The organism is Psychrobacter sp. BF1, assembly GCF_019279065.1.
Classification (GTDB): domain Bacteria; phylum Pseudomonadota; class Gammaproteobacteria; order Pseudomonadales; family Moraxellaceae; genus Psychrobacter; species Psychrobacter urativorans.
Genome location: NZ_JAGYWV010000001.1, coordinates 153176 through 180080, shown reverse-complemented (window position 1 = coordinate 180080; position 26905 = coordinate 153176). Strand labels below are relative to the sequence as shown.

At 42.1% G+C, this 26905-nt stretch carries 21 protein-coding genes and 3 tRNA genes; 12 read left to right on the top strand and 12 right to left on the bottom strand.

What is annotated here, in order from left to right; all coding sequences use genetic code 11:
- Positions 1-99: 99 nt before the first annotated feature.
- The 6 genes from KZA12_RS00750 to KZA12_RS00725 all read right to left on the bottom strand — a co-directional run bounded on the left by KZA12_RS00750 (position 100) and on the right by KZA12_RS00725 (position 6891).
- Positions 100-510 (bottom strand): DUF2177 family protein, encoded by a 411-nt coding sequence (locus KZA12_RS00750; RefSeq protein WP_201622438.1) that lies wholly within the window; start codon positions 508-510, stop codon positions 100-102.
- A 31-nt stretch (positions 511-541) separates the two neighbouring features.
- Entirely contained in the window at positions 542-1960 is a 1419-nt protein-coding gene (locus KZA12_RS00745; RefSeq protein ID WP_218688885.1) for a cyclopropane-fatty-acyl-phospholipid synthase family protein, read from the bottom strand.
- A 236-nt stretch (positions 1961-2196) separates the two neighbouring features.
- Positions 2197-2739, bottom strand: a complete 543-nt coding sequence (locus KZA12_RS00740) for a heme-binding protein (RefSeq protein WP_218688884.1) — start codon at positions 2737-2739, stop codon at positions 2197-2199.
- A gap of 167 nt (positions 2740-2906) precedes the next feature.
- Entirely contained in the window at positions 2907-4016 is a 1110-nt protein-coding gene (locus KZA12_RS00735; protein WP_218688883.1) for a DUF1365 domain-containing protein, read from the bottom strand.
- Positions 4017-4086: 70 nt separating this feature from the next.
- Positions 4087-5931 carry an NAD(P)/FAD-dependent oxidoreductase gene (locus tag KZA12_RS00730; RefSeq protein WP_218688882.1) on the bottom strand — a complete coding sequence of 615 codons (1845 nt, stop codon included), beginning with the start codon at positions 5929-5931 and terminating at the stop codon, positions 4087-4089.
- 222 nt (positions 5932-6153) lie between these two features.
- Positions 6154-6891 (bottom strand): SDR family NAD(P)-dependent oxidoreductase, encoded by a 738-nt coding sequence (locus tag KZA12_RS00725; protein ID WP_218688881.1) that lies wholly within the window; start codon positions 6889-6891, stop codon positions 6154-6156.
- A gap of 517 nt (positions 6892-7408) precedes the next feature.
- Here KZA12_RS00725 and KZA12_RS00720 point away from each other — a divergent pair.
- The 5 genes from KZA12_RS00720 (at position 7409) to KZA12_RS00700 (ending at position 11139) form a co-directional block, all read left to right on the top strand.
- Positions 7409-8626: a pyridoxal phosphate-dependent aminotransferase gene (locus KZA12_RS00720; RefSeq protein WP_218688880.1), complete on the top strand. Its 1218-nt coding sequence runs from the start codon at positions 7409-7411 to the stop codon at positions 8624-8626.
- A 247-nt stretch (positions 8627-8873) separates the two neighbouring features.
- Positions 8874-8949, top strand: a tRNA-Asn gene (locus KZA12_RS00715).
- Between the two features lie 379 nt (positions 8950-9328).
- Positions 9329-9404, top strand: a tRNA-Asn gene (locus tag KZA12_RS00710).
- Positions 9405-9665: 261 nt separating this feature from the next.
- On the top strand, positions 9666-9998 hold the full coding sequence (locus KZA12_RS00705; RefSeq protein WP_201622432.1) for a CopG family transcriptional regulator: 333 nt from the start codon (positions 9666-9668) through the stop codon (positions 9996-9998).
- A 406-nt stretch (positions 9999-10404) separates the two neighbouring features.
- The gene (locus tag KZA12_RS00700; RefSeq protein WP_218688879.1) at positions 10405-11139 is read left to right on the top strand and encodes a hypothetical protein; all 735 of its coding nucleotides are present in this window, start codon (positions 10405-10407) and stop codon (positions 11137-11139) included.
- Positions 11140-11249: 110 nt separating this feature from the next.
- Here KZA12_RS00700 and KZA12_RS00695 read toward each other — a convergent pair.
- From KZA12_RS00695 to KZA12_RS00685, 3 genes are all read right to left on the bottom strand, one after another.
- Positions 11250-11340, bottom strand: a tRNA-Ser gene (locus tag KZA12_RS00695).
- 155 nt (positions 11341-11495) lie between these two features.
- The gene (locus tag KZA12_RS00690; protein WP_201622430.1) at positions 11496-12686 is read right to left on the bottom strand and encodes a type I glyceraldehyde-3-phosphate dehydrogenase; all 1191 of its coding nucleotides are present in this window, start codon (positions 12684-12686) and stop codon (positions 11496-11498) included.
- Between the two features lie 185 nt (positions 12687-12871).
- On the bottom strand, positions 12872-14821 hold the full coding sequence (locus KZA12_RS00685; protein ID WP_201622429.1) for an AAA family ATPase: 1950 nt from the start codon (positions 14819-14821) through the stop codon (positions 12872-12874).
- A 342-nt stretch (positions 14822-15163) separates the two neighbouring features.
- Here KZA12_RS00685 and KZA12_RS00680 point away from each other — a divergent pair, with 342 nt between their 5' ends.
- The 7 genes from KZA12_RS00680 (at position 15164) to KZA12_RS00650 (ending at position 22796) form a co-directional block, all read left to right on the top strand.
- A complete protein-coding gene (locus tag KZA12_RS00680) occupies positions 15164-16690 on the top strand; it encodes an aldehyde dehydrogenase family protein (RefSeq protein ID WP_218688878.1) in 1527 nt (508 codons plus the stop codon).
- A gap of 52 nt (positions 16691-16742) precedes the next feature.
- Positions 16743-16985 carry a hypothetical protein gene (locus KZA12_RS00675; RefSeq protein ID WP_256932762.1) on the top strand — a complete coding sequence of 81 codons (243 nt, stop codon included), beginning with the start codon at positions 16743-16745 and terminating at the stop codon, positions 16983-16985.
- Between the two features lie 165 nt (positions 16986-17150).
- Positions 17151-17477, top strand: a complete 327-nt coding sequence (locus tag KZA12_RS00670; RefSeq protein WP_218688877.1) for a DUF779 domain-containing protein — start codon at positions 17151-17153, stop codon at positions 17475-17477.
- An 85-nt stretch (positions 17478-17562) separates the two neighbouring features.
- Positions 17563-19209: a GMC family oxidoreductase gene (locus tag KZA12_RS00665; RefSeq protein ID WP_218688876.1), complete on the top strand. Its 1647-nt coding sequence runs from the start codon at positions 17563-17565 to the stop codon at positions 19207-19209.
- A 521-nt stretch (positions 19210-19730) separates the two neighbouring features.
- Positions 19731-20330, top strand: coding sequence for a YceI family protein (locus KZA12_RS00660; protein WP_201622425.1), 600 nt, complete (start codon positions 19731-19733; stop codon positions 20328-20330).
- A gap of 148 nt (positions 20331-20478) precedes the next feature.
- Positions 20479-21483: a DUF4424 family protein gene (locus tag KZA12_RS00655; protein ID WP_218688875.1), complete on the top strand. Its 1005-nt coding sequence runs from the start codon at positions 20479-20481 to the stop codon at positions 21481-21483.
- A gap of 188 nt (positions 21484-21671) precedes the next feature.
- The gene (locus tag KZA12_RS00650; protein WP_218688874.1) at positions 21672-22796 is read left to right on the top strand and encodes a Shedu immune nuclease family protein; all 1125 of its coding nucleotides are present in this window, start codon (positions 21672-21674) and stop codon (positions 22794-22796) included.
- Between the two features lie 345 nt (positions 22797-23141).
- Here the strand turns inward: KZA12_RS00650 and tkt are convergent, their stop codons facing one another.
- From tkt to serS, 3 genes are all read right to left on the bottom strand, one after another.
- Positions 23142-25142, bottom strand: a complete 2001-nt coding sequence (gene tkt / locus KZA12_RS00645) for a transketolase (protein ID WP_218688873.1) — start codon at positions 25140-25142, stop codon at positions 23142-23144.
- Positions 25143-25215: 73 nt separating this feature from the next.
- Complete coding sequence (locus KZA12_RS00640; protein WP_218688872.1) at positions 25216-25587, bottom strand: hypothetical protein; 372 nt, start codon at positions 25585-25587, stop codon at positions 25216-25218.
- A complete protein-coding gene (serS, locus tag KZA12_RS00635) occupies positions 25584-26870 on the bottom strand; it encodes a serine--tRNA ligase (protein ID WP_218688871.1) in 1287 nt (428 codons plus the stop codon). The genes KZA12_RS00640 and serS overlap by 4 nt, the downstream gene beginning before the upstream one ends.
- Between the last annotated feature and the right edge of the window lie 35 nt (positions 26871-26905).

Here is a 26905-nt window from a genome sequence, read left to right as displayed (position 1 = left end):
TTAAGAGTGTAGTAAAGAATTTCCCATCATACAACTATTTAACCGCTGCTACCACTGCTTAGCCTGCGCTAAGCACTATATAATTATTAAAAACACTATTTAGTTTAACCAATTGAAGTGATAGGCCAACCATGCCACAACCGCACTGACCGTGCCCGTTAGGATACCACCCCAAGCAAAGTCGACTAATGCTGTATCGAGAGTGAAGCCTTTATATAGAGCTAAGTTAGTAAAGTCGTATGTACCATAAGCCATCAGTCCAATCAAGCCGCCTAATAAGAAAATATGGCCAATAGAAGCTTGAGCCTTAATCTGCGGATATAAGATGAGGATGCACAGCGCTAGGACATAGAACAGATAGAACACACCAGCAGCCATCATATTAGGCTCATCAGCTAACAAATGACCAATACGCTGTTCATAGAACGCGCTTTTCATCGTCGTTAGCCAAACGAAATCAATGCCCAAAAAGATGGCGACCGCCGCAAGATAAATAAATAAGTAACCCATAATAATATCCTTATATGATGACAGCCTAGTGTCAATTATCAGTAGCGGTTAGAGCAGACAGATGCATAGTGTCAATATTATTAGGTTTAACCGCCGTCACTTGTACTACCCCAATCGTGCGCTCCAAAAAGCCTCCTTCGCAGTAACAGAAATAAAACTCCCATAAGCGGATAAAGGCTTCATCATAGCCAAGCGCTTTGATCTCTTGACGCTGATCCATAAAGGCTGCTCGCCAATCGCGCAAAGTGTAAGCATAGTCAAAGCCATAGTCATGTAATTGCTTGATGACCATATCAGTCTGTTCAGTAAACTGAGTATTCAGCTCTTGATTCGATAATAAGCAACCGCCAGGGAAGATATGAGTCTGAATAAAATCTACTGAACCTAAGTAGTCTTGGTAGTTTTGATCATTAAAGGTAATGGCTTGCAGCACCATCAAGCCAGTAGGCTTAAGCAACTCATTACATTTGGCAAAAAACGTAGGTAAATACTCATGCCCTACTGCCTCTATCATCTCAATACTCACTAGCTTGTCATAGTGCCCAGTCAGCTCACGATAGTCTTGCTTGAGCAGAGTGACTTTGTCCTCTAGTCCTGCTTGCTGCACCCGTCGTTGCGCTTCTTGATATTGCGCATCAGAAATAGTCGTCGTCGTTACTCTACAGCCGTAGTGCTGCGCAGCATAAATCGCAAAACCGCCCCAGCCCGTACCGATCTCAATTACATGATCGTCCGCACTGAGTTGCAGCCGTTGGCATATCAACGCCAGCTTATGCTGCTGTGCTTGAGCTAACGAGGTCTCAGGCGTTGGATATACAGCGGATGAGTACATCATCGTATCATCTAAGAAACGCTCGTACATAGCATTGCCCAAATCATAATGGGCTAAAATATTTGACTTTGAACCTGACTCATCATTATTACGCAGCTGATGCTTCGCCCTCTCAAACGTCCTGCTAACCCCAGCAAAGCGGCTTTCAAGCTTATTGAGTACTGCCAAGTTACGAGCCGCTAATCTTACAAGGCCAGTCAGATCTTCAGTATCCCATTCGCCATTGATATAGCTGTCAGCTAAAGCAATAGAGCCACCGAATAACAGTTGACGATAGACACTGCTATCATGGATCGTTAAGGTCACCTGCAATGGATGACGGCCAACCGTCGAGCTGTTTAAGGTAGCGACAGTATCAGTCACCGCTTGCGCCTCAGCACTGCCGAAAGTTTGGCTATTAGGCACCCCTTGCTCAAAATCTTCGATGAGAGTCAAACTACCAAACTGCAGATGTTTTAATGCCTGAAATATCGCCTTTCTAGCCAAGTAATTAACACTAAGACTTACCGGCTTCAGCATAGGCTTAAGGACAGCGCTATCATTAACGGTCTGGCTTAAACGGGCATTGAGCTTACCTAGTCTTGAAGTGGGCGTACGATTTGTAGGGCTTGCTGGCATATGACTAGTATCCTGTCTAAGTTTGGCTAGGCATTAATACAGCTTAGTACAAAGCTATAGTATGCTAAAGGAAGTATAAAAAAATGCTTATAAAACAAAGGTAATCAATAATTATAAAGGGAGTAAAAATAAGTGGTAATCACCCTAAGAGTAATTACCACTCGTCTACCCTAATCTTTTATAGTGATTCAATTGTGTCTCACCATTGAGCCTATAGATAATCAGTGCTCGCTTTACTATTTTTGGTTTGGCAAAACTTTTTCGATACCTTGTAAGGCACAGCTTTCATCTTGTACAGCACCACCTGCGCCCCCACCAGCGATAGCGCCGATTACTTCACCAGCAAATTTGATCGGTACACCGCCGCCAATAAGTAGCAAGTCATGGACCGTATTTAAGTTACTTGAATCTGGATTAGCTCGAGCATTGTTAGCCAAAGTACGTGAAGCGGTTTTAGTAGATAGAGCAGTATAGGCTTTACGAATAGCTGCATCAGTATTGTGCGGACCAACATTATCATCACGTTGCAAGGCAATTAGATTGCCAGCACGGTCAACGACTGCTACTACCGCAGACTTACCTTCTGCATGACAAGCTTCCATAGTCGCTTCAACCAGCTGATTGGCTAAGGCTAATGAAATATTTGACTGTTGTAATACTAATTTAGATTTGGCACTTGTAGTTGTAGTTGCTGCTACCACATTCATTGCACTAGCTAATACAGCTGCAGCGAATAAAGCTTTAGATAAATGCTTAGGTAGTTTTGATAAAAGGGTCATAAAAATCCTAGGATTATTGCTTATTGATATAAAAGCACAAGTAAATGAGAACGCAATAAAAGGATACCTTATAACTGTTTAGTTTTAATTATCAAAAATGTAACTAAAGTAAGTGCTGCTAACAAATAGCCTGTGCTGGTTACACATAATAGTCGTAGATTTATGGTTTAGCGCTGTTTACTATCAGCCAACTTTTCATCATAGCCGACATAAGGTACTTTTTTGATAGCATAGAGTTTAAGGGCGTGCCAATATATTCGAGTTAGCGAGGTGATATTCATTAGAGGGTTTTTAGCCAAACTGGCCCGAACAGCAGGCGCACTCATCGGTACTCCGCTCATCTTAATACCCGTCTTCAATACTTCACCACGCACATCGCTGATATTAATAGCGATACGAACTTGCAAACCGCCTAATAGCGACTCATTGGCTTGAGGGTCAGCGTTAGTACGGGGCGCTGTATTTTTCAGGGTACTGTTTTTGATATCATTGATAGTGTTTTTTATGGAAACTTGCCAGCAATACTGTTGATCGATAGGATTAAAAGGTGACACATGAAAGTTTTTGTCATGACAGAACTCGCTATCTGCACCTTGTAATAAAAATCCATAATAGTGACGCTTATCCCATGGAGTATTAGATACTTCAGCCAATAAATGACTCGGTATTTGCAGCTCATCAAAACCTAAATAAAAATTCACTGGGCTAAAGTACAAACCCGCATTACGACACACCACTAAGCCCAGCATATCACCGGTAGGGGCACTACCCGTCTGCTCAATAAATGCCGCATTTAAGCGGGCTAATAGCTGCTCATTGGCAGCTTGCAGTGACACTTTGTTATCACGGTTAATATAACGCCGAGCTTTACGCTTATTTTTATCTTGCTCGACTTGCGCTTCTTCGTTGTCCGGCTGATGTAAATAATCGCTAGGACAAAACTGTTGGATAGCGCTGTGCTTTGCTGAAAATAAGGCTAATACGTTTAGTCTGCTATTAGTAAACAGCCGACGGCTTAGTAATCTATACTTTACAGAGTCAAGCTTTGCTGTTGGGTCAGTGTAGAAGCCTACCTCCGGCAATGGCTGTCCTGCTGCCAGAGCACTGATATTGACCCCCCAATAGCGGTACGGATAAGCAAATTTGTGCACACTAGGGAGTAGCCGACTATGCCATGTAGTGCCATGAAACAGTAAATGAGGCAAACTAGGAGCCGAGTCTAAGCAGCTGTTATTGTCTAGTACAGTATCAGAGGCATAGAAGGTATCAGCACACATAAAACTCTCTCTTATAGCGATATTATTAGCTTATATTGTAAGTGGGCTGACCTGTATTTGGCCAAATCTTTTATTTAGCTAGAGCTTTTTTATTAATAAGGCGGGCCAGCAAACCTTGTTTTTTCTGTTCAATCATCTTATCGGCAGTAGGTTTTAGAGCCGCTATATAGTCATTTAGCTCTTGGTTAGTAGTCGCAGTAACCACTTGACGCTTGCTGAGCTTACGAGCTGACTTGTCTGCCTTGATAGGTAAGTCTTGATAACGAAAGGGCGTGTGAGCGCTTTCAGCATCGGGTAAGTGACTAGCATCTACCTCATCTTCGATAGTGATAGTACTGCCTAGTGACTGGCAGACTCGTAGGCCGCTGCGTACCCCATCTTCATGAAAGCCATTAAACCAGTACGCACCGCAAAAGTGGCTATGTGAGCCATTGCCAGAGATTTGTGCCCATCGTTCTTGCGCCGCGATCATAGGATTGTCAAAGACCGGATGGCTATAATCAATAGTCTTAATCACTTGCGCCTCATCAATACCTTTATTTAAGGAAGTATCTAAGGTCGCAGGATTAAGCGTCACCAAATAATTGTGCTGCTTAGTCAAACGCTGCAAGATATTCATGTGATAAGTCAGAACCGGTTTAGTAGCTGGTCTGCTAGCTAGCTGACGGTTTTCATCGGCTGGCTTCTCAAGCAGGTAGTTCCAGCTCGCCCAAGCTAACGGTCTTTTTGGTAATATACTGCTATCGGTATGCAGTACTGCCGTATTGCTAGTAAAACGGAAGTGACGCAATACTTCGGACTCGATATTACTAGCATCAGCTAACAAGCGTAGCGCTGTATCAGCGTGACAGGCAAAGATCACCTCATCGAATATAAGGGCTTGTGCTTCACTAGTATTAGCAGTAGGACGGTTTATGTCCTTGTTAGCTTTTATATTAGTGCTGGCGGTATCACTTTCACTATTAGAGACCGTGTTTATAACGATAGCAACTTTACCGTCTTGACGAGTTACTGACTGTACTGGGGTGTTGATCCGCACTGTGCCGCCAGCTTTTATAAAGCGTGGAATAAGCTTATTGACATACTGTTTAGAGCCCCCTTTTATGGTGAACCACTGTGGGCGATTGACCACATCTAACAAGCCATGATTATCGAAGAATTGCGCAAAGAACACTAAAGGAAAGTCAGCTACTTCCTCTAAGCTAGTTGACCAAATCGCTGACACCATAGGCAGTAGGTAGTTATCAGTAAATAACTTGCCGTAACGTTTACTGGCTAGATAATCACCAAGAGTTTGCTCAGTGTATTGATTAATATCTTGCCCTGCCATGCGGGCGCTCTCAAAGTCTTTACGTAGCTGCTGCACATGCTTATTAAAGTGCAATATATCTTTTATAAAGCGCCAAAACTTAGGATTCAATACGTTCTTTCGTTGTGACAATAAAGTATTAACAGTATGGCCATTGTATTCAAAATTTAGAGCGGTGTTTTTTACCGAAAAGCTCATATCAGTAGCTTGAAAAGGCACCTTTAACTCATGCAGTAAACGAAAAAAGTTCGGATACGTGCGCTCATTAAAGACAATAAAACCCGTATCAATTGCACTTTTTTCTACTTGCTTCGACTTCTTGCCTGCTTGCAACTCGACATCGATAGTATTGACATGACCACCGATATAATCGCTAGCTTCAAATATAGTTACTTCATGCAGCTTGGCCAAATAGTGAGCACAAGTCAGCCCTGAAACCCCAGAGCCAATGATGGCTACACGCTTTTTTGAGCTAGTGTTACTGACTCTATTATTGCTGCTAGCTATGGCGCTTGACGACTTACCCTGTTTATCTGGCGCTGCTATGGGAGCCGCTTTATTAAGCTTGTTTTTTTTAGAGTTGCTTTTACCACCGATAAACGACATACGGACTTTTCCTTGATTGTCTTTAATTTACCACTCTAGCTAAGCTGGCTGGTTTTGACTTGCTAAGACTATGGCTATAATAAAAGCTATATTTCAATCTTTTAAAGACTGAAGTTACAGGGGTTTAAAAGAGAAAATATAGCGGTAAAATTTATCGCGGCATTTATTAGCAGTTAGAGCACTACAGTAATAAGGTGAGCTAACAAACTTGTCATCCGCGAGTTATTTTTTATTAAGCTTTTGACTGACTTGCTGCCAAACCATATCGGGCAGTGTGCCTAAAGTTTTTAGGGGGATGGTTAGTTTTTTAGGGAATTCAATAACCTCATCGCCTTTATTAATACCGGCTCGAATAGCTTGACTGGCCTGTTCTGGGGTTTGCAAAAACGGCATTGGAAAATCGTTTTGCTTAGTCATAGGCGTTTCTACAAAACCTGGCACTACTAGGCTCACAGCAACATCGTACGGTGCTAGACTAATTTGCAAGGTTTTCATTAGATAGTGAATAGCAGCCTTTGAGCTACCATAAGCTTCTGCTCGGGCAAAAGGCACATAAGCGGAGGCTGAGCCGATACCGACTAAGCGCCCTTTTGAGGTAATAAGCTTCGGTATAACCCCTTCGATAGCATGCGATAAGGTGCCCATGTTCACCGACATGACCTTCATAAATACTTCACTATCGAAGTTTGGCATATCCAAATACTCACAAGTACCCGCCCCACAAATTGCTAAATCGATTTGCTCAATTTCTGCAAAAGCGGTAATTACCTTTTGCCGATCCATCAAATCGAGAGCAATAGCTACTGCCCCTAAGTCTTTAAGCTCGGCCAAGGACTCCTCATCACGCCCAACAGCATAGACCCTATGAGCTGAGCTAAGATAATCTTTTGCTAACTGCTTACCTATGCCAGAAGTGGCACCAGTAATAACGATGTTAAGCTTATTGCGAGAGTCAGTCATTATAATTTTCCTGTTAGTGGGCGGTTAAGATAATCACCCTACCTTCCGTTAAGGGTCAAGCCAGCGGGGCTCAATAGCTAATTAGTCGCAACCTTTATTGCTAATGTGAGTATGGTTTATCATAGCCAATTAATCTTGAGTGAAGGTGTCGTTATTGTAGTCACTTTGCAGGTAATGATAAGCGGCCAGTTATTTCACTTATAGTTGGGATTTATACTATGACTCTCAACTTTATATTGCCTATAAAGCTATGAGCGTTTGCTGATATATTGCCCAAATTAACTACATTGTTTTCTGTCAGTAGCAACTTAAGACAGGGTAATATCTACATGCTACAATACGGCGACCTAAAAACTAAAGAGCTCTTTACAAGGGTTTCGCCTTGGTTATAAGACTCCTATTATAGTTTGCTAAGTCTGCAGCGCTTTTATTGCCTTCTGCCAATAGCTAAGTCCATATAAGCCGTATCTACAGCATCCAAATCCATCCACTTTACTGATTTTTACAAGGATTTCTCATGAGCGAATTGCAACTGTCTGACCGTGTTAACAGTATCAAACCATCCCCTACTCTTGCCATTACCAATAAAGCCTCAGAGCTCAAAGCAGCTGGCAAAGATATCATCGGTCTAGGGGCCGGCGAGCCTGATTTTGATACGCCAGAACACGTTAAACAAGCAGCGATTGAAGCCATTAATAGCGGTTTTACTAAATATACGGCAGTTGATGGTACCCCAGGGCTTAAAAAAGCGATCATCGAGAAGTTCAAACGCGATAACGATATCAGATATGAGCCCAATGAAATCTTAGTATCCGTAGGCGGAAAACAGTCGTTTTTTAACTTAGCCCAAGCCTTTATTAATGCTGGCGACGAAGTTATTATTCCAGCACCTTATTGGGTCAGCTATCCGGATATGGTTATCATCGCTGAAGGCGTGCCAGTCATCGTTAAATGTGACGAGGCGCAAGATTTCAAAATCACTCCTGAGCAGTTAGAAGAAGCTATCACTGACAAAACTAAAATGTTAGTGCTTAACAGTCCTTCTAACCCAACAGGTATGATTTACAGTTTAGAAGAGCTAAAAGCGCTTGCTGAAGTCCTTAAAAAGTATCCGCATGTCTATGTAGTGTCTGATGATATGTACGAGCATATCCGCTGGACTAAGGACAAGTTCTATAACATCCTAAACGCAGCACCTGAGCTTAAAGAGCGCGCTATTATCTTAAATGGTGTCTCTAAAGCTTATGCAATGACTGGTTGGCGTATCGGCTACGCCGGTGGCCCTGCTAAATTGATTGGTGCTATGAAAAAAGTACAATCACAGTCTACTTCATGCCCAACTTCAATCAGCCAAGTGGCAGCAGAAGCCGCTATTAATGGCGATCAAAGCGTATTACAGCCTATGATCGAAGCTTTTGAAAAACGCTGTGACTTAGTAGTGAATGGCTTAAATGCTATCAAAGGCATCACTTGCTTACGTCCAGACGGTGCTTTTTATGTTTATCCTAACATCAAGCCGTTAATTAAAGCTGCTGGCCTATCTTCTTGTACTGAATTCTCAGAATGGTTACTAGAAAAAGTAGGCGTTGCGGTAGTTCCTGGCGATGCTTTTGGTCTAGGTGGCTTTATGCGTATCTCTTATGCTACTGATGAGGCAACTTTAAAAGACGCATTAGCTCGTATAGAAAAAGCAGTTGCCGATCTAGATGTTCCTAGCTTTAAAGTTGCTGAATAACTAATAGTAGGGTTTATTAGCGGTTACTATAATAATTGCATCAGGACGTCCTAAACAGGGCGTCTTTTTTTAATGAATATTTATTTATTAAAATCAATGGATTAACTGGCTATCGTGCTTAATAACGCTTGAAAATATTTAAAATTTAAAAAAAAGGCTTGACCTATTTTTTATCTTTGCTAGAATACGCCCCACTTAGCAACAACTCATAACAGTAGTTACTAAGCTTAAGGTAATAACCTTTTATTCCTCAATAGCTCAGTTGGTAGAGCGTCGGACTGTTAATCCGTGTGTCCCTGGTTCGAGCCCAGGTTGAGGAGCCAAATTTTAGCAGTTATTTATAGCTGCATTGAATCATATTTGATTCGATTATGGCATATGCCAAGACCCTCATCACTTTGATGGGGGTTTTTTTATGGCTGTTTTTTGCAGTGTTGCTTATGCATGTTGTATATAGTTACCTTTTATTAGGCCTCACGCTACCTATCTGGGCTATCCATTAGCTTTAACTACTCTACTGCTACCTCGTTATTTAAGATTTTCACCTTATAAAAGTGACTTATTATTCGCTAAGGCTAGTTTTTTATAATTAATGCATTAATAAGGTTGACAGTCTGTGCCTACTTGGCTAAAATGTGCGTCACGTAACGAGGACTAGATCATATTTTTGCATCTATTAAATTCTTAGTTATGACCAGTTATTCCTCAATAGCTCAGTTGGTAGAGCGTCGGACTGTTAATCCGTGTGTCCCTGGTTCGAGCCCAGGTTGAGGAGCCATATTATAAGAAGCCTTCATCAAACTATGATGAAGGTTTTTTTATGTCTGCTATTTTAGCGACTGTGGTTTTTTTTTGCCTGATTTTGTTGTATGGTAACTAAGAGCTGTTGATTAGCGCCTTTATTCATACTGTAAATTGCATGGCGCAGTCTCGATATATTTGGGACTACTAGTCTAATAGCTGCCGAAATTATAATGTTAGCTAGCCACCATTTTCGCTGAAGATATTTATTCCTACTCATCAATAGTAATGGTTTATTATGATACCTGTACGTATAAAAAATAAGTTCTCTGATCATCCGCAAAAAGTCATGCGTCCTATTAGTATTCGTCTCTCCGAGGAGATGATTGAGCTATTGACTGCTACTTCATCGGAGCTTGGCTTTAAACGTATCCAAGGTTTGATTCGCTTGTATATTCGTCAAGGTCTCGATCGTGACCATCAGGACTATACCTTAGCGCATGATGAGGTGTTTATTGAGACTCTACGTAAGCGCGGAGTTAGCCAACGCATCATCGATGAAGCTATCGTCGTAACCCACAATAACAATATTACTCACCCGCTATCTAAGCTACAAGATTCAGAAAAATAGTAGTAGCTGACTGTTATCTATTGCTATTGAGTTTAAGTATAGGCGTAGGCATAAATACAGTTACCATCAGTGCCTCAAAAAGATAAACAGTAAGGCTAAGTTTGCTTAATAGCGCTTAGCCTTTTGTTTGTCTGTCTTTTGGCAACTTTAGCCATTGAAAGCTAGTAACAGACTAAGGCATCTGCCTATAAAGTCTAACAAAATATATAGTTACAGCTAAATACTAAAAACACGGTATATTGAATAGCAGCAACAAAATATCTAGGGGCTATTTATAATTACTTATTTCCACAAGTAATTGAGTCAACTGAATATTGAATTGGCTAAGCATCATCTTGAACCGCTTAATAACCCTAACCAATAAAGCATTGGCAAAAGCTAATAATAATTTACAAGGAGAGTAATAATGACGGTCCTAAAACAAGGTTTGGCTACGGCATTAGTACTCGCTTGCGCTATAGCATTAATACCAGCCATCAGTGGCTGCTCGACGTCAGAATCCGATCCCAGCAAACAAACTATCCCTACTGACTCTAATCAGTGGCAAAAAAAGCTCGGCGATACTTTTGAGAAGCTCTCTGAGGCCGATAGAGGTCTGCTTAGCCGCTATATGATACGTATGAAGCTAAGTGATGCTTACGAGTCAGGAGCCATGCCAAGTACGACGATAAAGCAGGCCTTAGTGCAGCAGCGCGAGTATGAGCGCCTGCACCCTGACAATCCAACTGGTAAAAAGAGTCCTGTAGGCGCTAGCCAGACAGTAGCTAAAGTTGATAATCAGATTTATCCTATCGCCCTACTGCCGGTTAAAACCAGTGATAACGATAGCCTAACTCAGGTCAAGCTACAGTTTATGCTATCTAATCATGGCACTGTGCCTATCAAGAGTTTTAAAGGTAAGCTATTAATGAAAGACGCTAAGCTTACTAAGGGCAAACGCTTTAATATTCCCCTTACGCAGTTTGCAACTCCTATTACCCCTGAGCAGTCGGGTAAGATCATTATTGAAAGCAGTATCGAAGATATCAATGTGATGCGTGCTATTAAAAACGCTCAAGACGTAACCATTGAAATAACTGAAGGCACGCTAACTTTGACTGATGGCCAAAAGATAGAGTTCGCTGAAAAACTGATACCTTAACGCTAAAAATCTTATTAAATACATTTATTAGCCAGTAGAAGGACAAATAAAAAAAGCCCCAATCATTATTTGATTGGGGCTTTTTTATTATACTAAGTACTGCTTAAATTTGGCGGAGACGGAGAGATTCGAACTCTCGAAGGGCTATTAACCCTTGTCGGTTTTCAAGACCGGTGCATTCAACCGCTCTGCCACGTCTCCATTTGTGCATCATTATAGCGATCTGAAATGATAATGCAAGAGGTTAAATTAAAAAAGTGAAATTATTTTGCAAATAGGCATTATTTATTGGCTTATTGCCGACTTTAGGCCTGTCTACTAAAGGTTTAGGGGCCGAATACTTGCGTAACCCTCTTCTATTTAGTATTGGCTTGTTTGCTGCAGGAAAGATGCAAGCACATATCGAGTAGACGATTGGCATAGCCCCATTCATTATCATACCAAGCAAATACTTTATACTGAGAACCAACTTGCATCAGCTGCTGACCATCGATAATCAGCGATTCGGTTTGATGGATAAAATCACTGGATACTAAAGGCTCATCGGTATAAGCCATAATATTGATTAAATGAGCTTGGCTAGCTGATTTAAGGACTTCACGCATATCTTCTACAGTCACCTCTGCTTTGCCAAATACAAACGTCACGTCGATAGCCGCCACATCAATGGTTGGTACTCGAATGGAATGACCATTTATTTTGCCTATCATCGCTGGTAGTACTCGCTCAGTCGCTGCAATGCTACTAGAAGTAGTCGGGATAATATTATAGCCTGAAGCCCGTGCGCGTCTTAAATCACGATGAGCTTGATCCAGTACCGTCTGATCAGCAGTAACTGCATGAATCTCGGTCATCATCGCTGACTCTACCCCAAAGGCTTTATCTAGAGTGTCAATCAGCGGCACTAGAGCTTGGGTCGTACAAGAGACACTAGAGATAATCGGCAGATCCAAAGTCAGCTCATCGCTGTTAACACCCATAATAATACAAGCATCGACATCATCGAAGGGCGCAGCCCCTATGATGACTTGTTTTGCGCCTGATGCGATATGCAAACTCGCTTGTTCGTAAGAGCGAAAATTCCCAGTACACTCCAGTACTACATCGATATCGAGATCATCCCAAGGTAGCATCTTTGGATCACTTCTCGATAGCAGGCGAATACAATAAGTTAAATCATTTTTGCTTAAACACAGCTCAATTTCATTCTTTGCGCTAGGAGATAGTTTTTGCTGCTTATCAGTAATGCCATTTTGGACAATTTTGGCATCAATACCCAATCGACTCAAACGCCCATGAGTACTGTCGAATTTCAATAAATGCAGTAAGGTTTCAGCAGGTGCCAAATCGTTAATTGCCACTACATGAATCGATCGACCTAGCACTTCAAAGCGCTCAAGTAGTGCACGTAATACATTGCGGCCTATACGTCCAAAGCCGTTAATAGCGATACGTAGAGGCTTACTATTTCCACCTGTGGCACGCAGAGATGAGTTATCGGAGTCGCTATTGACACGACGATAGGTGGCGTTGGCAAAATCAGACATAACAAAGTATCACTATAGAGAAAGGGCGAAAGAACCGAGATTGTCGAAGAATAGAGCTTGAGGCTGAGCAACCGCTTGGTTGGCAGCGTACAAGCTCGTATACAGGCAGAAAAATATAAAATAGCTATCTATCAAGATACTGATAGACAAGCGCCTAGCAATAACAGTATCTAAATATAAAAGCCTTAAGGAGTGATAAAAATCAGTGCTAAACGAATGGTGTTGTAATCGACGTTCTGTTTAAGGTAATCATAAATAGGTCGCAGCTTGGCAGTACCATCATCATTGAAATCATTAGGATTATTAGCAACTTTGATGGCCACATAAGCATTGCCAACAGCAGTCATTATCTCATCACTAGGCCGTAGATGATCACAGGCAAGGCTAGGGTCTTGGTGTTTCAGCTCACTAATATGGCGCATAATAGTCGATTGTGCAAGCTCTCTCGACTCTGCAATCTCCGCAATAGTTAGGCTCTCTTCTAATAATTGCCGTGTCACTAGCAAGGTAGTGTCGGATTTATCAGCGACTTGATTGCCCTGCTTTTGCTTTTTATCTTGCAGTTGTTGCTGCTGCTCACGGCGTTTCTTTTGCAAAGTAGCATAAGCATCAATGATAGTTTGATTGGTAGTGCCACCTGATTTTATGATAAATTTTTCATGGTTTTGCTGCATGCTTTTTTCATCGAGCATAGCATAGTTAGCATCCGCTTCCGCTGAGAGCGCCAAGAAGCGTTTATCAGCCCCACGTGCCAATGGATCTAGCTGCAAGCTCATACTATTCATACCTAGTAACTGTAAGCCTGCTAGTGACTTAAGGCGTGATAATGCGACATAACCTTGTCCCAGCTCAAAGGTACGTGATAGATCGATCTCAGCGGCATCCAATGTCATACCTTGCGACTTATGGATAGTAATCGCCCAAGCTAGACATAGTGGCACTTGCTGATAGCTTGCCAGCACCTCGCCAGTTTCATCTTCAATAATCCACTCTTCAGGTTCAGCTATCACTTCACGCCCTGAGTTCAACCTTACTACTGGCATTTTTTGGCTGGTCGGCTGTTTGCTGAGGGCTTTTTCTGCTTTTTTTGCTGGCGGCTCAACGATACTATCGTCCGGATCATCATCACTAGCTATGAGCGTTTCTTTACTCTCTAACGCATGGCTTCTAGCATCTTTTTCAGCTTTTGCTTTAGCCTGACTGTCATCAACTTTTACAGTGGCATAGCCAATCAGCTCGCCCATAGTGCCGTTTGAAACGTTGAGCTCGGTGTTGTTTTTGATGAACATAACTTTTGCGCCCACTTTGAGTACTAACTCATCTTGGGTGCGCACAGTTTTTTTCAAAGTATCGACTAGCTTGTCTTCACCGATAGAAATAGCCTCGTAACGCTTCATCTCACCAGAGAGTTCAGCTAGCTCTTTATCGTTTATTTTATTGACGTTGAGGTTATGGGTATATAGCCGAGTGCGTTTGATATCGACATCTTGATCATAAGTAGCTTCTAGGGCCGCAATAGCCTCAAAGCTCACTTCTTGACGACGGATTTGGTTTAGGATGTCATCCAAGTCAAGACCACCATTGGCCGCTTCACTGACTTGTCGATGCTGCTCGCTCAAATAGCAGATATGAAACTGCGCATCGAGCCAAGCCTCTGACATAAAGGCAAACTTCTCACGGTTACTCTCCCCCCTACTACCGATAGGCGGCAACTGAAAAAAGTCTCCGGCGACTACTACTTGTATACCACCAAAGGGCTGATCGCTTTTGCGCACATGCTTGAGTACTTGATTGACTAGATTAAGCTGCTTGGCATGCAACATCGATATCTCATCAATGATTAGCACAGCGGTCTCTTTAAGTCTGTCTGCCAAGAACTGCTTACGAGCTAGAGTGGTTAAATCCCGCTCTGATAGCTCATCTTTGATCCCTATGCCCGACCAGCTATGAATAGTAGTACCACTCATGTGAGTGGCGGCAATACCAGTGCTGGCGGTAACCGCTACAGGCACACGCCGCGCACGCAAATAATTAATATATTGGTTGAGGGTATAAGTCTTACCGGAACCTGCTGAGCCTGTCAAAAAAACATTTTGACCTGTTTGTAAAATATCAAGAGCGGATGATTGACGCATATATCTAAACCAATTAATAAGCTGATGGGAAGAAAGCGGCTATCAGCAAATCAATAACTGTAATAGCCTAAAATATTTGCTAACAATTATAACAGCTACCTGACCTTTGCAAACCACTTTAAGCGGATAGCCATACATAACTTAAATTTATGTATCACTAGACCAAATATTATTAAAAGTAACTATCGCTCTATATCAAAGCTGAGTACGATAGAGCTATTGCTTGATCAGGAAGATCTAGTAATTAGTGCATAAGTATTTATTTTTATAAGGTTTTAAATAGCCTCTTAATAACTACTCATGCTCTTGTTTTGCCTTATATAACGCAACAAGGAGAAGTTAATGTTATACCCTTATCCTAATACCGCAGACAGTACCGTCCATTTTCGTGAAAAATACGATAACTTTATTAATGGCGAATGGGTCGCTCCTATCGATGGTGAGTATTTCGATAATCCTAGTCCCATTAATGGCAAGACTATCTGTCAGGTAGCCCGCTCCAAAGCCGCTGATATTGAAAAAGCCCTAGATGCCGCTCATGCCGCAAAAGAGGCTTGGGGAAAAACCAGCGTTGCTGAACGTGCCAATCTGCTGCTAAAAATCGCTGATAGTATGGAGGCTAATTTAGAGTCTATCGCTATTGCCGAGTGCTATGAGAATGGCAAGCCTGTTCGCGAAACCCTTATTGCCGACATTCCCTTAGCCATCGACCATTTCCGCTATTTTGCCAGTGCCATTCGTGCTCAAGAAGGGGGCATTAGTCAAATAGATGAAGACACAGTTGCCTATCATTTCCACGAACCCCTAGGGGTCGTCGGTCAAATTATTCCGTGGAACTTCCCTATCTTAATGGCAGTATGGAAACTAGCTCCTGCGCTTGCTGCTGGGAACTGTGTGGTATTAAAACCTGCTGAACAAACACCGGCCTCTATTCTTTATATGCTCGATATCATAGGTGTGGCAGATATCTTACCTAAAGGCGTTCTCAACGTGGTCAATGGCTTCGGGGTTGAAGCCGGTAAGCCGCTAGCCTCTAACCCACGTATCAATAAAGTTGCCTTTACTGGTGAGACCACTACTGGTCGCCTGATTATGCAGTACGCCAGTGAAAACATTATCCCTGTAACTTTAGAGCTTGGAGGTAAGAGCCCGAACATCTTCTTCGCCGATATTATGGATGAAGATGATGACTTCTTAGACAAAGCGGTTGAAGGCTTAGTCATGTTCGCACTTAACCAAGGGGAAGTCTGTACTTGTCCTTCACGCGCTTTAGTACACGAAAGCATCTACGATGAGTTTATCAAGCGTTGTATCGCTCGTGTTAAAGCTATCAAAATGGGTAACCCACTAGACACCGAAACCATGATTGGCGCTCAAGCTAGCTCTGATCAATTAGAGAAGATATTATCTTACCTCGATATCGGCAAAAAAGAAGGCGCAAAAATTCTAGTTGGCGGTGAACAAGCAAAGCATGAAGGCGAGAACTCAGAGGGCTATTATGTACAGCCAACGATCTTTGAGGGCACCAACGACATGCGAGTGTTCCAAGAAGAGATCTTTGGTCCAGTGCTGGCGGTTACTACCTTTAAAGATGACGAAGAAGCTATGAGCATTGCCAATGACACCTTGTACGGTCTAGGCGCTGGGGTTTGGACTCGTAGCGTACATAAGGCCTATCGCTTTGGCCGTGGTATACAAGCCGGCCGCGTATGGACCAACTGTTATCATATCTACCCTGCTCACTCTGCCTTTGGTGGTTACAAGCAGTCAGGTATTGGCCGCGAAAACCATCTAATGATGCTCGATCATTATCAACAAACCAAAAACATGCTGGTCTCTTATAGTCCTAAAGCGATGGGATTTTTCTAAGCCGTTTGCTTAGACTGTATTATTTAGCCAGTCATGGAATTATGAATGGGTAGTGATTTCAGGTATTGACGGACTGGGTCACATGGCGGTGCAGTATGCTATTGCTATGGGCTTAAACGTCGCTGCTGTAGCTGTTGGTACACGTCTGGACTTACAAGAATCGTTAAACATGGCGGCAGCAGGCAAAGTAAAAGCTACTGTAACCGCTGAACCGTTAGAGAATATCAATGATATTTTTGAACGTATGCGCCAGGGAAAAATCGAAGGTCGGATTGTTATCGACTACACTATGTAAGTATTTAAACCGTTGGTATCTGTATAGATACATTGCGTCATAAATAATGAGTCGTATTATTTCCAGTGACATGCTATTAATGGTGTAACTGGATTTGATGCGACTTTTTTTATTAGCTCTTCATATTAATAATTAATAAGCACTTTTAATGACAAGGAAACTGTTATGAAACTCACCGCTACCCAATCTTGCGAAGCACTGATTGAGCTACTAAAATCTAAGCATGGCGAGCTGATGTTTCATCAATCAGGCGGCTGCTGTGATGGCAGCTCTCCTATGTGTTATCCACTAGGCGAGTTCAAAGTAGGCGCTCAAGACGTCCTACTCGGGGAGCTGGCTGGCTGCCCTTTTTATATGGGTAAAGCACAATATAAACTCTGGCAGCATACTGATTTAACCATCGATGTAGTCAATGGCCGTGGAGCAAGCTTTTCGTTAGAAATACCAGAGGGCAAACGCTTTATAGTACGCTCAGAGGTCTGTGCACTATGAGGTTTGGTGCGCAAATAAGTATTTCAATGCAATAAATACAGTATACGACCAGCTTAATTAGCAGGGACGCTACGAGGAATAAAAAATGGATTTTGATTATGTCATTGTAGGGGGCGGTTCAGCAGGTTGTGTACTCGCCAGCCGTCTTACAGAAAACCCAGATATCAGTGTCTGTCTACTAGAGTATGGTGGCGATGGCAAAGATTTAGCAGTGCGGGTGCCTGCTGGTCTCATCCTGTTAGTACCTGGCAAGCCGCTAAAATTGAACAACTGGTGCTTCCATACTACCCCACAAACTCATCTAAACGATCGGCGTGGCTTTCAACCTCGTGGTCAGTGTTTAGGAGGCTCATCGGCTATTAATGCGATGGTTTATACTCGTGGTAGTCCGCTAGATTACGAGCGTTGGGTCGAACAAGGCTGCGTAGGATGGGGGTTCGACGACTTACTACCCTATTTTATAAAAGCTGAAAACAATGTGCGTGGTGGCGATGACTTGCATGGTGATAGTGGGCCATTAAATGTCAGTGATCTGTTGAGCCCTCGCGATATCTCTAAAGCTTTTGTGCAGGCTGGCATCGCTAACGGACTCGAGCACAACCAAGACTTCAATGGCCCTAAACAAGAAGGCGTAGGTCTATATCAAGTGACCCACTTTCATGGAGAAAAACAAGGCCAACGCTGTTCAGCAGCAGCAGCTTACCTACACCCAGTACAAGAGCGCCCGAACTTGACCGTTGTCATTCATGCGCAAGTCAATCGAGTAATCATCGAGGATCATAAAGCCACTGGCGTTATCTACGAAAAACACGGTGCTGAGCAAATGGTCAATGCCCGCCACGAAGTCATCCTGTCTGGCGGTAGCTTTGGCTCGCCTAAAGTGTTGATGCTATCTGGTATCGGGCCAAAAGCTCAGCTTGAAGCTTTAGATATAAAAGTAGTCGTAGATGCCCCTGAAGTAGGTGAAAATCTACAAGACCATTTGGATGTAGTATTTGATTATGAAGTCAATACCACTGACGTATTCGGCGTTGGCACTATCGCTGGGATGAACTTCTTTAAGGCCATGCGGCAATGGCGTAAAGATGGCACTGGTCTGCTATCAACGAACTACGCTGAAGGGGGTGCGTTCTTTAGTGTCGGTGATGCACCGCAAGAGTGGCCGAATACTCAGCTGCATTTCGCCATAGCTCGAGTGATGAATCATGGCCGTGATCTCAAACGTGGCTATGCCGTCTCTTGTCACGCTTGTTACTTACGTCCAGAGAGTCGCGGCACGGTCAAGCTCGCCTCCAATGACCCCGCTGCTGCACCGCTCATTGATCCAAACTATCTGTCACATCCCAAAGATGTGGAATATATGATCGCAGGCGCTGAGCGTACTCGCGCTATTATGGCGGAGGCGCCTATGGCTAAGTATATTACCGAAGATTACCCTGCTCCTTATTTAGAGAAAGACGGTATGCTTGGTTTCATTCGCAATAGATCAGATACTATTTATCATCCTGTCGGTACTTGCCGTATGGGTGCAGACGAGCAGTCAGTAGTCGATCTAGAGTTAAAAGTCAGAGGGGTAAGCGGATTACGAGTCATTGATGCGTCCATCATGCCCACGCTCATCAGTGCTAATACTAATGCGCCGACTATCATGATCGCTGAGAAGTTAGCGGATAGTATCAAGGCTGAGTTTGTAGCTGCTATCGAATCTATAGAACAGTCACTCCCAGCCTAGTTTCGTTAGACGCTTCAAGGTATAAAAAGTATAAGGGTTGGTCATAACACGGCGAACCCTTATTGTTTAATGGCAGTCTGATATTATTTAGCCAATGTCAAATAGCATTATCTAACGTTAGTCGAATGGTTGCCTTTATGAGAGCCTCGCCCAAGACACCTCTAAAACTAACTCTTATGAAAGTTGGTTTTATCAGCATAAGTTTTATAATATCAAAAACGCTTAGCAAGCAAGATCTTAGCTCTGTGCTATCTGCTGTATTTAGTGAGTCATTTAAGCCTTACACCTTAGCCTCCAAAGGTTAAGCACCAGTCAGTCATAGCTATAGCCCATTAGCGGTTTGCTACTACTGCACAGTTGTCATAAGATATAACTATAATAATACAGGGTAACCAAATAGGTGTAGTACCCTAGCGCCTTATTATTGGCCTTAAAAATACTATTAAGTATTTATAGCCTTGTAGAGATTACTTCATCTAGGCCTACCTGCTAACTTCAATATCGCTTCTTGGAACATTCGTATGAATACCCTTACTACCTCTTTGCTCAAGACCACGTTAACTGCCAGTTTATTACTCTCATTACCAATGATGGGGTTAGCGGCAACGCCACAAAAGTGGAAGCTAGATGTCCCGAAAACTAACGTAGATTTTCAGGTGGCTTATTTGGGCAAAGGTTCTGTTGAAGGTCAGTTTCATAAGATGGATGGTGCTATCAATTATGATGTAAAAAATCCTACTAACACCACCATTAATTTCACCGTAAATACTAACAGTATCGATGCTGGTGGCAATATGCGCAATGCTTTTTTGCGTCGCAAAGAGCTGCTTAACACGGCACAATATCCTACCATGACTTTTGTCTCAAAAAAGGTCAGCATGATTAATGCTAAAGAAGCTAATGTCACTGGTGATTTTACGGTATTGGGTCAGACTAAACCTCTAACCGTAAAAGTTACTCTAACAGATGTGGTAAATGATCCTACGACTAAAAAACCTATCTTGAAATTCAAAGCGACAGGATTAATCAATCGATATACTTACGGGGTCACGGCTTTTCCAAAAATCATCGGTAATATGATTCCGCTTGAGATATCAGGCAATCTTATCGCTGCTAATTAGTTTTAAAACGGCAAAAAAAAGGAGTGGCTAGGATTATGTTCTAGTCGCTCTTTTTTTGTCTTAAATTAGCCACTATTAAACCGTACAGCGCACAGTATTGGGTATAAACTATTTAGTCTTATACCTAAAAATAGCAAGGATGCCTACTATGCTAAATAATAATAAGTTGATTAAGTCATGCCTTAGCGCCAGCCTTAAGCTCGCCTGCACAGCTGTACTAGCTATAACGACAGCCCAAGCCAACGACTCTACAGGTTATGTAGGCACAGGCGGCGTTGCTTACCTTAAAAACAAAAATATTAGTATGCACAGCGAAGACTTATACATTTCTAAAAATAATATTCGGGTCAATTATGAGTTTAAAAACTTAAGCAATAAAGATATCACCGAGACGGTATTGTTCCCTATGCCTGCTGCGCCCTCACGATTAGAGAGTGACTTTGCAGATACTACTAAGCTGGTTGATAGCTTTAAGATTGTGAGCAATGGCAAGCCTATTACTGCAAAAACTAATGTGCGTACCTTTATGCACCCTCTTGTCATTGAAGCTGGTCAGAGAACCTACGCTGACAATTCTATTACTATTGATACTACTGAAATATTCAAAGCCTGTGGGGTTAAAGACAGTGAAATGATGATTCCATGGACCAATCAAGGCAATACTGCCAGTGTGGATCAAAAGCTACAAAACTGTACTGACAAAAGACTGAATAAATTTATTAATACTAATGAAGAAGACAGCTATCTCTACTGGCAATCACAAATTGTTTATAGCTGGCAACAAACCTTTAAAGCTAATGCCACTACTAAAATCAATCATTCTTACCAGCCTTTAGTAGGTGGCTCCGTGCATTTAGGCGAGGAGGAATTTGCCACTTTTTGCTTGGACGGAGCTACGGAGCAAGCATTGAGTAAGACCGGCGCTCGCCCTTATCATGCCTTAAGCTATATCTTGACTACAGGCGCTAACTGGGCAAAGCCAATAGCCAACTTTAAACTCACCGTAGAGCGCGATCCTAATGAGTTGGTATCGTTTTGCTGGAAAGGTAAGGGTAAAGTTAAGAAGGTAAATGCTATGACATTTGAGATTAAAGAAACGAATTTTGTACCTAAGCATGACTTTGAGGTGGCTTTTATTATGAAGAAATGGTAACTCTAGAGGTAGCGTGTGCTAACCCACGGAATTTGTATCGATACCTTAATCTTGATAAATCTATGCAAACTTGTTGATATCTATGTCCCTCTTTAAAAGTACTTAAAAATTATATCAAACTAATGATTGACTATATTTACAATACAAACCAATATGAACAATTGTTTTAAATTAATAGTAGATACATAATGTTTGATATAACAAAACCCTCAGATGAAGAAATTATTTTCAATTCGAAACTAGACACCATTTATCAACATCAATTTGAAGGAGGGAAATGTTTTTCAATAATTTCTGAGGAAATATTGCAAGATAAACAAATTTACTTAATTAAAATTGCTTCCAGAACTCAGATAAAAATCATATTTAGCAACGGTAGTAATGAAGCTCGTACATTTGAAATAGTGAAATTTGTTAGAGGACAAGAAAAAGAGAGTGTCCGGCTCAGCAATATATGTACTTCTCAACTTAAAACTTTTTTGGCTTTCCTAATCGATATTGATATTGGTAACTTTCATCAGAAACAAACAGTACTATCTTCAAACAATAATAATTCAGAAATATTCGAAGATTTTATGAGAGTCATAAAAAATGGTGACGGTGAGGAAATCTTAAAACAAATATTAGCTACGGATAATATAACTACTCATGATATTGTTAGCACTGGATACAGAAAATCTCAACTCAATATTTTTAAGAAGCTTTTAGAAGAAGACTATATTAATGATTATAAGAAAGATATTATAAATAAACCTAATACAAAAGATGAAACGGCTTGGCAAGAGTTTTTTACATTAAATCAATGGATATTTGGCTATGGATTAGACTATCAATTCCAAGGTATCCTGCAAAAAGAATTTCATGCTTCGGATACTAATGCTGCAGGAAAAGACGGAGTAATATCAGACTTTTTGCTTGGAAATAAGATATTTACATCTTTTGTAGAAATTAAACTGCCTAATACTCCATTATTTGGCAGCATAAAGAACCGTTCAGGTTGTTGGAAGTTGTCTCATGAGTTGCTCGAAGCTTATTCACAAATTCTTGAACAGAAAGCATGTGGTGAAATAAAAATAGAACGCTGTGAGCTATTTGATGAGAATGGTGTAGAAATTAAACAAAATGCTTACGATTCCAAAACATTCCTAATAATCGGCTCTTTAAACTCAGAAGAAAACAGTTGCAATGACCAAGAAAAAAAGATTAAGGCCAAAACATTTGAGCTATTTCGTAGAGACTCTCGAAATGTAGAAATAATTACTTATGATGAACTATATGACAGGGCAAAATTTATTGTCGAAAATAAATCATAAAACATATTATAACAACGAGCTGAAGGTACGTTGTATTAACCTTGCACCTTTCGAAAGCAATATCTATAACTACCTTACCTCTTTTATTTGCATAAAATAGTCGCCTTGCGGTGGCTAGAGCTTGAGGTAGTGTCGAGGCAACAGCAATGCTTCAACTCGTGCCACCGCCTCGTCCAGACTAGTAGATACAAGCGGTTGGCAGGATAAGCTCCATATACACAGTCATGAAAAATAAAATCAAAAAAAGAGCCACCAGATTTCTCTAGTAGCTCTTTTTTTGTGCATTACGATTAACTCAAATGCTCATCACAATATGACTCATCGCTGTGCTATAGCCTACGACTATTACTTAATCAAGCTCTTAACCGCATCAGTGACAGCTTCAGCCGTAATACCAAACTCTTGATAAAGTTGCTCAGCTGGTGCTGACTCGCCGTACGTGGTCATGCCGATGACTTTGCCATCTAAGCCGACGAACTTATACCAATAGTCCACATGCGCGGCTTCTACAGCGACACGGGCACGGATATTAGCAGGTAATACCGACTCGCGGTAATCGCCGTCTTGCTCTACGAAGATCTCAGCACAAGGCATAGAAACTACCCGCACACCAACACCATCAGCACTTAAAGTCTCATATGCTTGCATCGCAAGACCAACTTCTGAACCAGTAGCGATAATGATTGCTTGCAGCTCGCCTTTCTCTTTTGCGAGGACATAGCCACCTTTGGTGATGTTAGCGACTTGGCTCTCATCACGTGCTTGATGCGGCAAGCTTTGACGGCTGAAGATAAGCGCTGATGGATTATGTACAGACTTGATCGCTTCTACCCAAGCACTAGCTGATTCAGTTGCATCACAAGGACGCCATGTACGTAGGTTCGGCGTAGTGCGTAAGCTAGTCAATTGCTCTACTGGCTGATGGGTCGGGCCATCTTCACCAAGACCGATCGAATCATGAGTATAGACGTGGATGATACGCTGTTTCATCAAAGCGCCCATACGCACCGCGTTACGCGCATATTCCATGAACATGAGGAAGGTTGCCACGTAAGGGATAAAGCCACCATGCAAGGCGATACCGTTAGCGATAGCGGTCATACCGAACTCACGTACACCATAATAGATATAGTTACCAGCAGCATCGTCTTGAATGCCTTTAGCGCCTTTGAACAAAGTTAAGTTCGAGCCAGCAAGATCTGCTGAACCGCCCATCAACTCTGGTAATAAGGGCTGCAAAATATTGATCGCATTTTGACTGGCTTTACGACTGGCGACATCACCGCCTTGCTGTTGGGTTTGCTGAATATAATCTTGCGCTTGGGCTTCAAAGTCAGCAGGCAGATCGCCATTCAAGCGACGTAATAGCTCGCTGGCCAATTCAGGATAAGCTTTGGTGTAATTTAGGAAGTCCGCTTCCCAGTTCTTTTGTAGCACATCACCTTTTGGTTTGGCATCCCACGCTTGATAGATCTCATCATCTAACTCAAACGGCGCATGTTTCCATGACAAAGCATCACGAGTTAAAGCGATTTCATCATCACCTAGTGGTGCACCATGGCTAGAAGCTGAGCCTTGTTTATTCGGGCTACCAGCGCCAATAGTGGTTTTACAGATGATCAGACTAGGCTTAACAGTCTCTTTGATTGCCGCTTCTGTAGCTTGGGTAATAGCATCAGTATCATGACCATCGACCTTGATAACTTGCCAGCCATAAGCTTCAAAACGTGCTTGGGTGTCATCAGTGAACCAGCCATCGACTTCGCCATCGATAGAGATGCCATTGTCATCATAGAAGAATACTAATTTACCTAGCTCTAAAGTGCCAGCCAATGAACAGACTTCATGGCTAATGCCTTCCATCAAGCAGCCGTCGCCTAAGAACGCATAAGTGCGATGATCAACGATATTATGACCATCACGGTTGAACTGCGCCGCTAAGGTTTTTTCTGCGATAGCAAAACCAACCGCATTAGCGATACCTTGGCCTAATGGACCAGTAGTGGTTTCGATACCTGGAGTGTAGCCAAGTTCAGGATGGCCAGGAGTCTTTGAATGCAGCTGACGGAAACCTTTTAGATCTTCGACACTGACATCATAGCCTGATAAATGCAGCAATGAGTAGATGAGCATTGAGCCATGACCATTCGACAATACAAAGCGGTCACGGTTATGCCAGCTAGGGTCTGCTGGATTATGCTGTAAAAACTTGCGCCACAATACTTCAGCAATATCGGCCATACCCATCGGTGCGCCCGGATGGCCTGAGTTGGCTTTTTGAACCGCATCGAACGACAGTACACGGATGGCATTGGCTAATTTACGTTCGCTAATTGGAGCTGGCATAGAGTGTCCTAATATTGGGTTAAAATTCATTTGATGAAATTTTTATCTATCTAAATATGGTGTTCGTTATAAATTATGTTGCAACGATTTTTCCTGTCACTCCTAAACCTACATCAGAACGAGTAACGTAGTAAAAAATTAACTGGTTATCAATGACTTCAATATAGTGCTTTTCAAAATCTCGATAGCATATGTATTTGAGCCACTTTTCTTCTATATAGTCGGCTATTTGTTGCGTAGAGAAATTATCAGCGAATTTACAGTGCAAAACTAACATGCAATTAGCATTATCATTGCGTTCTTGTACTAGAGAAAAACATTTTAACTCATCACAAACATAAGCTTCTACATCAATCTCAAAACCAAGCAGATTATTGCCATCACTCTGACCATAAATTAAATACTGAGAGTAATTTAATTTATCTACTGTAGAAACTGGTATCAAGCCGAAATAGTCTCAGCATTACCCATAAATGCACGTAACACTTCAGGGATAGTAATACTACCATCAGCATTTTGATGGTTTTCCATAACTGCCAGTAGAGTACGACCGACCGCTAGACCTGAGCCATTTAAAGTGTGCGCTAAGCTAGTTTGCTTGCCATCTTTAACTCGCGTACCCATACGTCGTGCTTGAAAGTCGCCACAATTTGAGCAGCTAGAGATTTCACGATAAGTCTCTTGGCTCGGTAACCATACTTCGATGTCATAAGTTCTTTGCGCGGCAAAGCCCATATCACCTGTGCATAATTGCACGGTACGATAAGGTAGGTTAAGCTGCTGTAAGATAAATTCAGCTTGTCCCGTCATCGCCTCTAGCAACGCATCAGACTGTTCAGCAGTGGCGATATTGACCATTTCGACCTTTTCGAATTGATGCTGACGAATCAGGCCACGAGTATCACGGCCATGCGAGCCCGCCTCACTACGAAAGCAGGGGGTATGAGCGGTGAACTTCAATGGTAGCTCTTTGATATCTAAACGCTCGCCACGGACTAAATTGGTCATCGGTACTTCAGCAGTTGGAATTAGATAGAAGTCTGTGCCTTCATTGTTAGTATGGTTAGTCAATTTAAACAGATCATCTTCGAATTTTGGCAGTTGGCCTGTGCCTTTTAGGCTCTCTGAATTGACGATGTAAGGGACATAAGTTTCAGTATAGCCATACTTCATAGTATGAGTGTTGAGCATGAACTGAATAAGGGCACGGTGCATCTGTGCCAACTGACCTTTTAGCACATTAAAACGGCTACCTGTTAGCTTCGCAGCAGCTTCAAAGTCTAGCATGCCTAGCGACTCACCAAGATAGCTATGGTCTTGAATGTCAAAATCAAATTTGCGGGGAGTACCCCATCTACGCACTTCTACATTGTCATCTTCTGAAGTGCCAACGGGTACATCTGCTGCTGGTAGATTCGGTATTTGCAACGCCGCTTGGGTAATACGCTCTTGTAAGCTACGTAGAGTGTCTTCTGCGTTTTTAATCTCGCCACTGACACTTTGCATCTCAGCTAGCAGTTCGCTGGCATCTTCACCGGTCTTTTTTAGCATGCCGACTTGTTTAGCGCCAGCATTACGACGTGATTGCAGCTCTTCGGTTTGCACTTGTAGAGACTTGCGCTCGCTCTCTACAGCTTGCCAGAATGCCATATCTAGGGTATAGCCACGAGTGGCCAGTTGCTGCTGTAAATCAAGTAAATCACCGCGTAAGAGTTTTGGATCGATCATAATAATGGCCTGTAGCGCTAGAAGTTAAGGGTCAA

Excerpts from the sequence above, each read along its gene's own strand:
- KZA12_RS00680 (WP_218688878.1), top strand. The coding sequence starts at position 15,164 with ATGTTATACCCTTATCCTAATACCGCAGACAGTACCGTCCATTTTCGT.
- KZA12_RS00660 (WP_201622425.1), top strand. The coding sequence starts at position 19,731 with ATGAATACCCTTACTACCTCTTTGCTCAAGACCACGTTAACTGCCAGT.
- KZA12_RS00720 (WP_218688880.1), top strand. The coding sequence starts at position 7,409 with ATGAGCGAATTGCAACTGTCTGACCGTGTTAACAGTATCAAACCATCC.
- KZA12_RS00705 (WP_201622432.1), top strand. The coding sequence starts at position 9,666 with ATGATACCTGTACGTATAAAAAATAAGTTCTCTGATCATCCGCAAAAA.
- KZA12_RS00735 (WP_218688883.1), bottom strand. The coding sequence starts at position 4,016 with ATGTGTGCTGATACCTTCTATGCCTCTGATACTGTACTAGACAATAAC.
- KZA12_RS00750 (WP_201622438.1), bottom strand. The coding sequence starts at position 510 with ATGGGTTACTTATTTATTTATCTTGCGGCGGTCGCCATCTTTTTGGGC.
- KZA12_RS00725 (WP_218688881.1), bottom strand. The coding sequence starts at position 6,891 with ATGACTGACTCTCGCAATAAGCTTAACATCGTTATTACTGGTGCCACT.
- KZA12_RS00650 (WP_218688874.1), top strand. The coding sequence starts at position 21,672 with ATGTTTGATATAACAAAACCCTCAGATGAAGAAATTATTTTCAATTCG.
- KZA12_RS00685 (WP_201622429.1), bottom strand. The coding sequence starts at position 14,821 with ATGCGTCAATCATCCGCTCTTGATATTTTACAAACAGGTCAAAATGTT.
- KZA12_RS00730 (WP_218688882.1), bottom strand. The coding sequence starts at position 5,931 with ATGTCGTTTATCGGTGGTAAAAGCAACTCTAAAAAAAACAAGCTTAAT.
- serS (WP_218688871.1), bottom strand. The coding sequence starts at position 26,870 with ATGATCGATCCAAAACTCTTACGCGGTGATTTACTTGATTTACAGCAG.
- KZA12_RS00670 (WP_218688877.1), top strand. The coding sequence starts at position 17,151 with ATGAAACTCACCGCTACCCAATCTTGCGAAGCACTGATTGAGCTACTA.
- KZA12_RS00655 (WP_218688875.1), top strand. The coding sequence starts at position 20,479 with ATGCTAAATAATAATAAGTTGATTAAGTCATGCCTTAGCGCCAGCCTT.
- KZA12_RS00690 (WP_201622430.1), bottom strand. The coding sequence starts at position 12,686 with ATGTCTGATTTTGCCAACGCCACCTATCGTCGTGTCAATAGCGACTCC.
- tkt (WP_218688873.1), bottom strand. The coding sequence starts at position 25,142 with ATGCCAGCTCCAATTAGCGAACGTAAATTAGCCAATGCCATCCGTGTA.
- KZA12_RS00745 (WP_218688885.1), bottom strand. The coding sequence starts at position 1,960 with ATGCCAGCAAGCCCTACAAATCGTACGCCCACTTCAAGACTAGGTAAG.
- KZA12_RS00700 (WP_218688879.1), top strand. The coding sequence starts at position 10,405 with ATGACGGTCCTAAAACAAGGTTTGGCTACGGCATTAGTACTCGCTTGC.
- KZA12_RS00665 (WP_218688876.1), top strand. The coding sequence starts at position 17,563 with ATGGATTTTGATTATGTCATTGTAGGGGGCGGTTCAGCAGGTTGTGTA.
- KZA12_RS00740 (WP_218688884.1), bottom strand. The coding sequence starts at position 2,739 with ATGACCCTTTTATCAAAACTACCTAAGCATTTATCTAAAGCTTTATTC.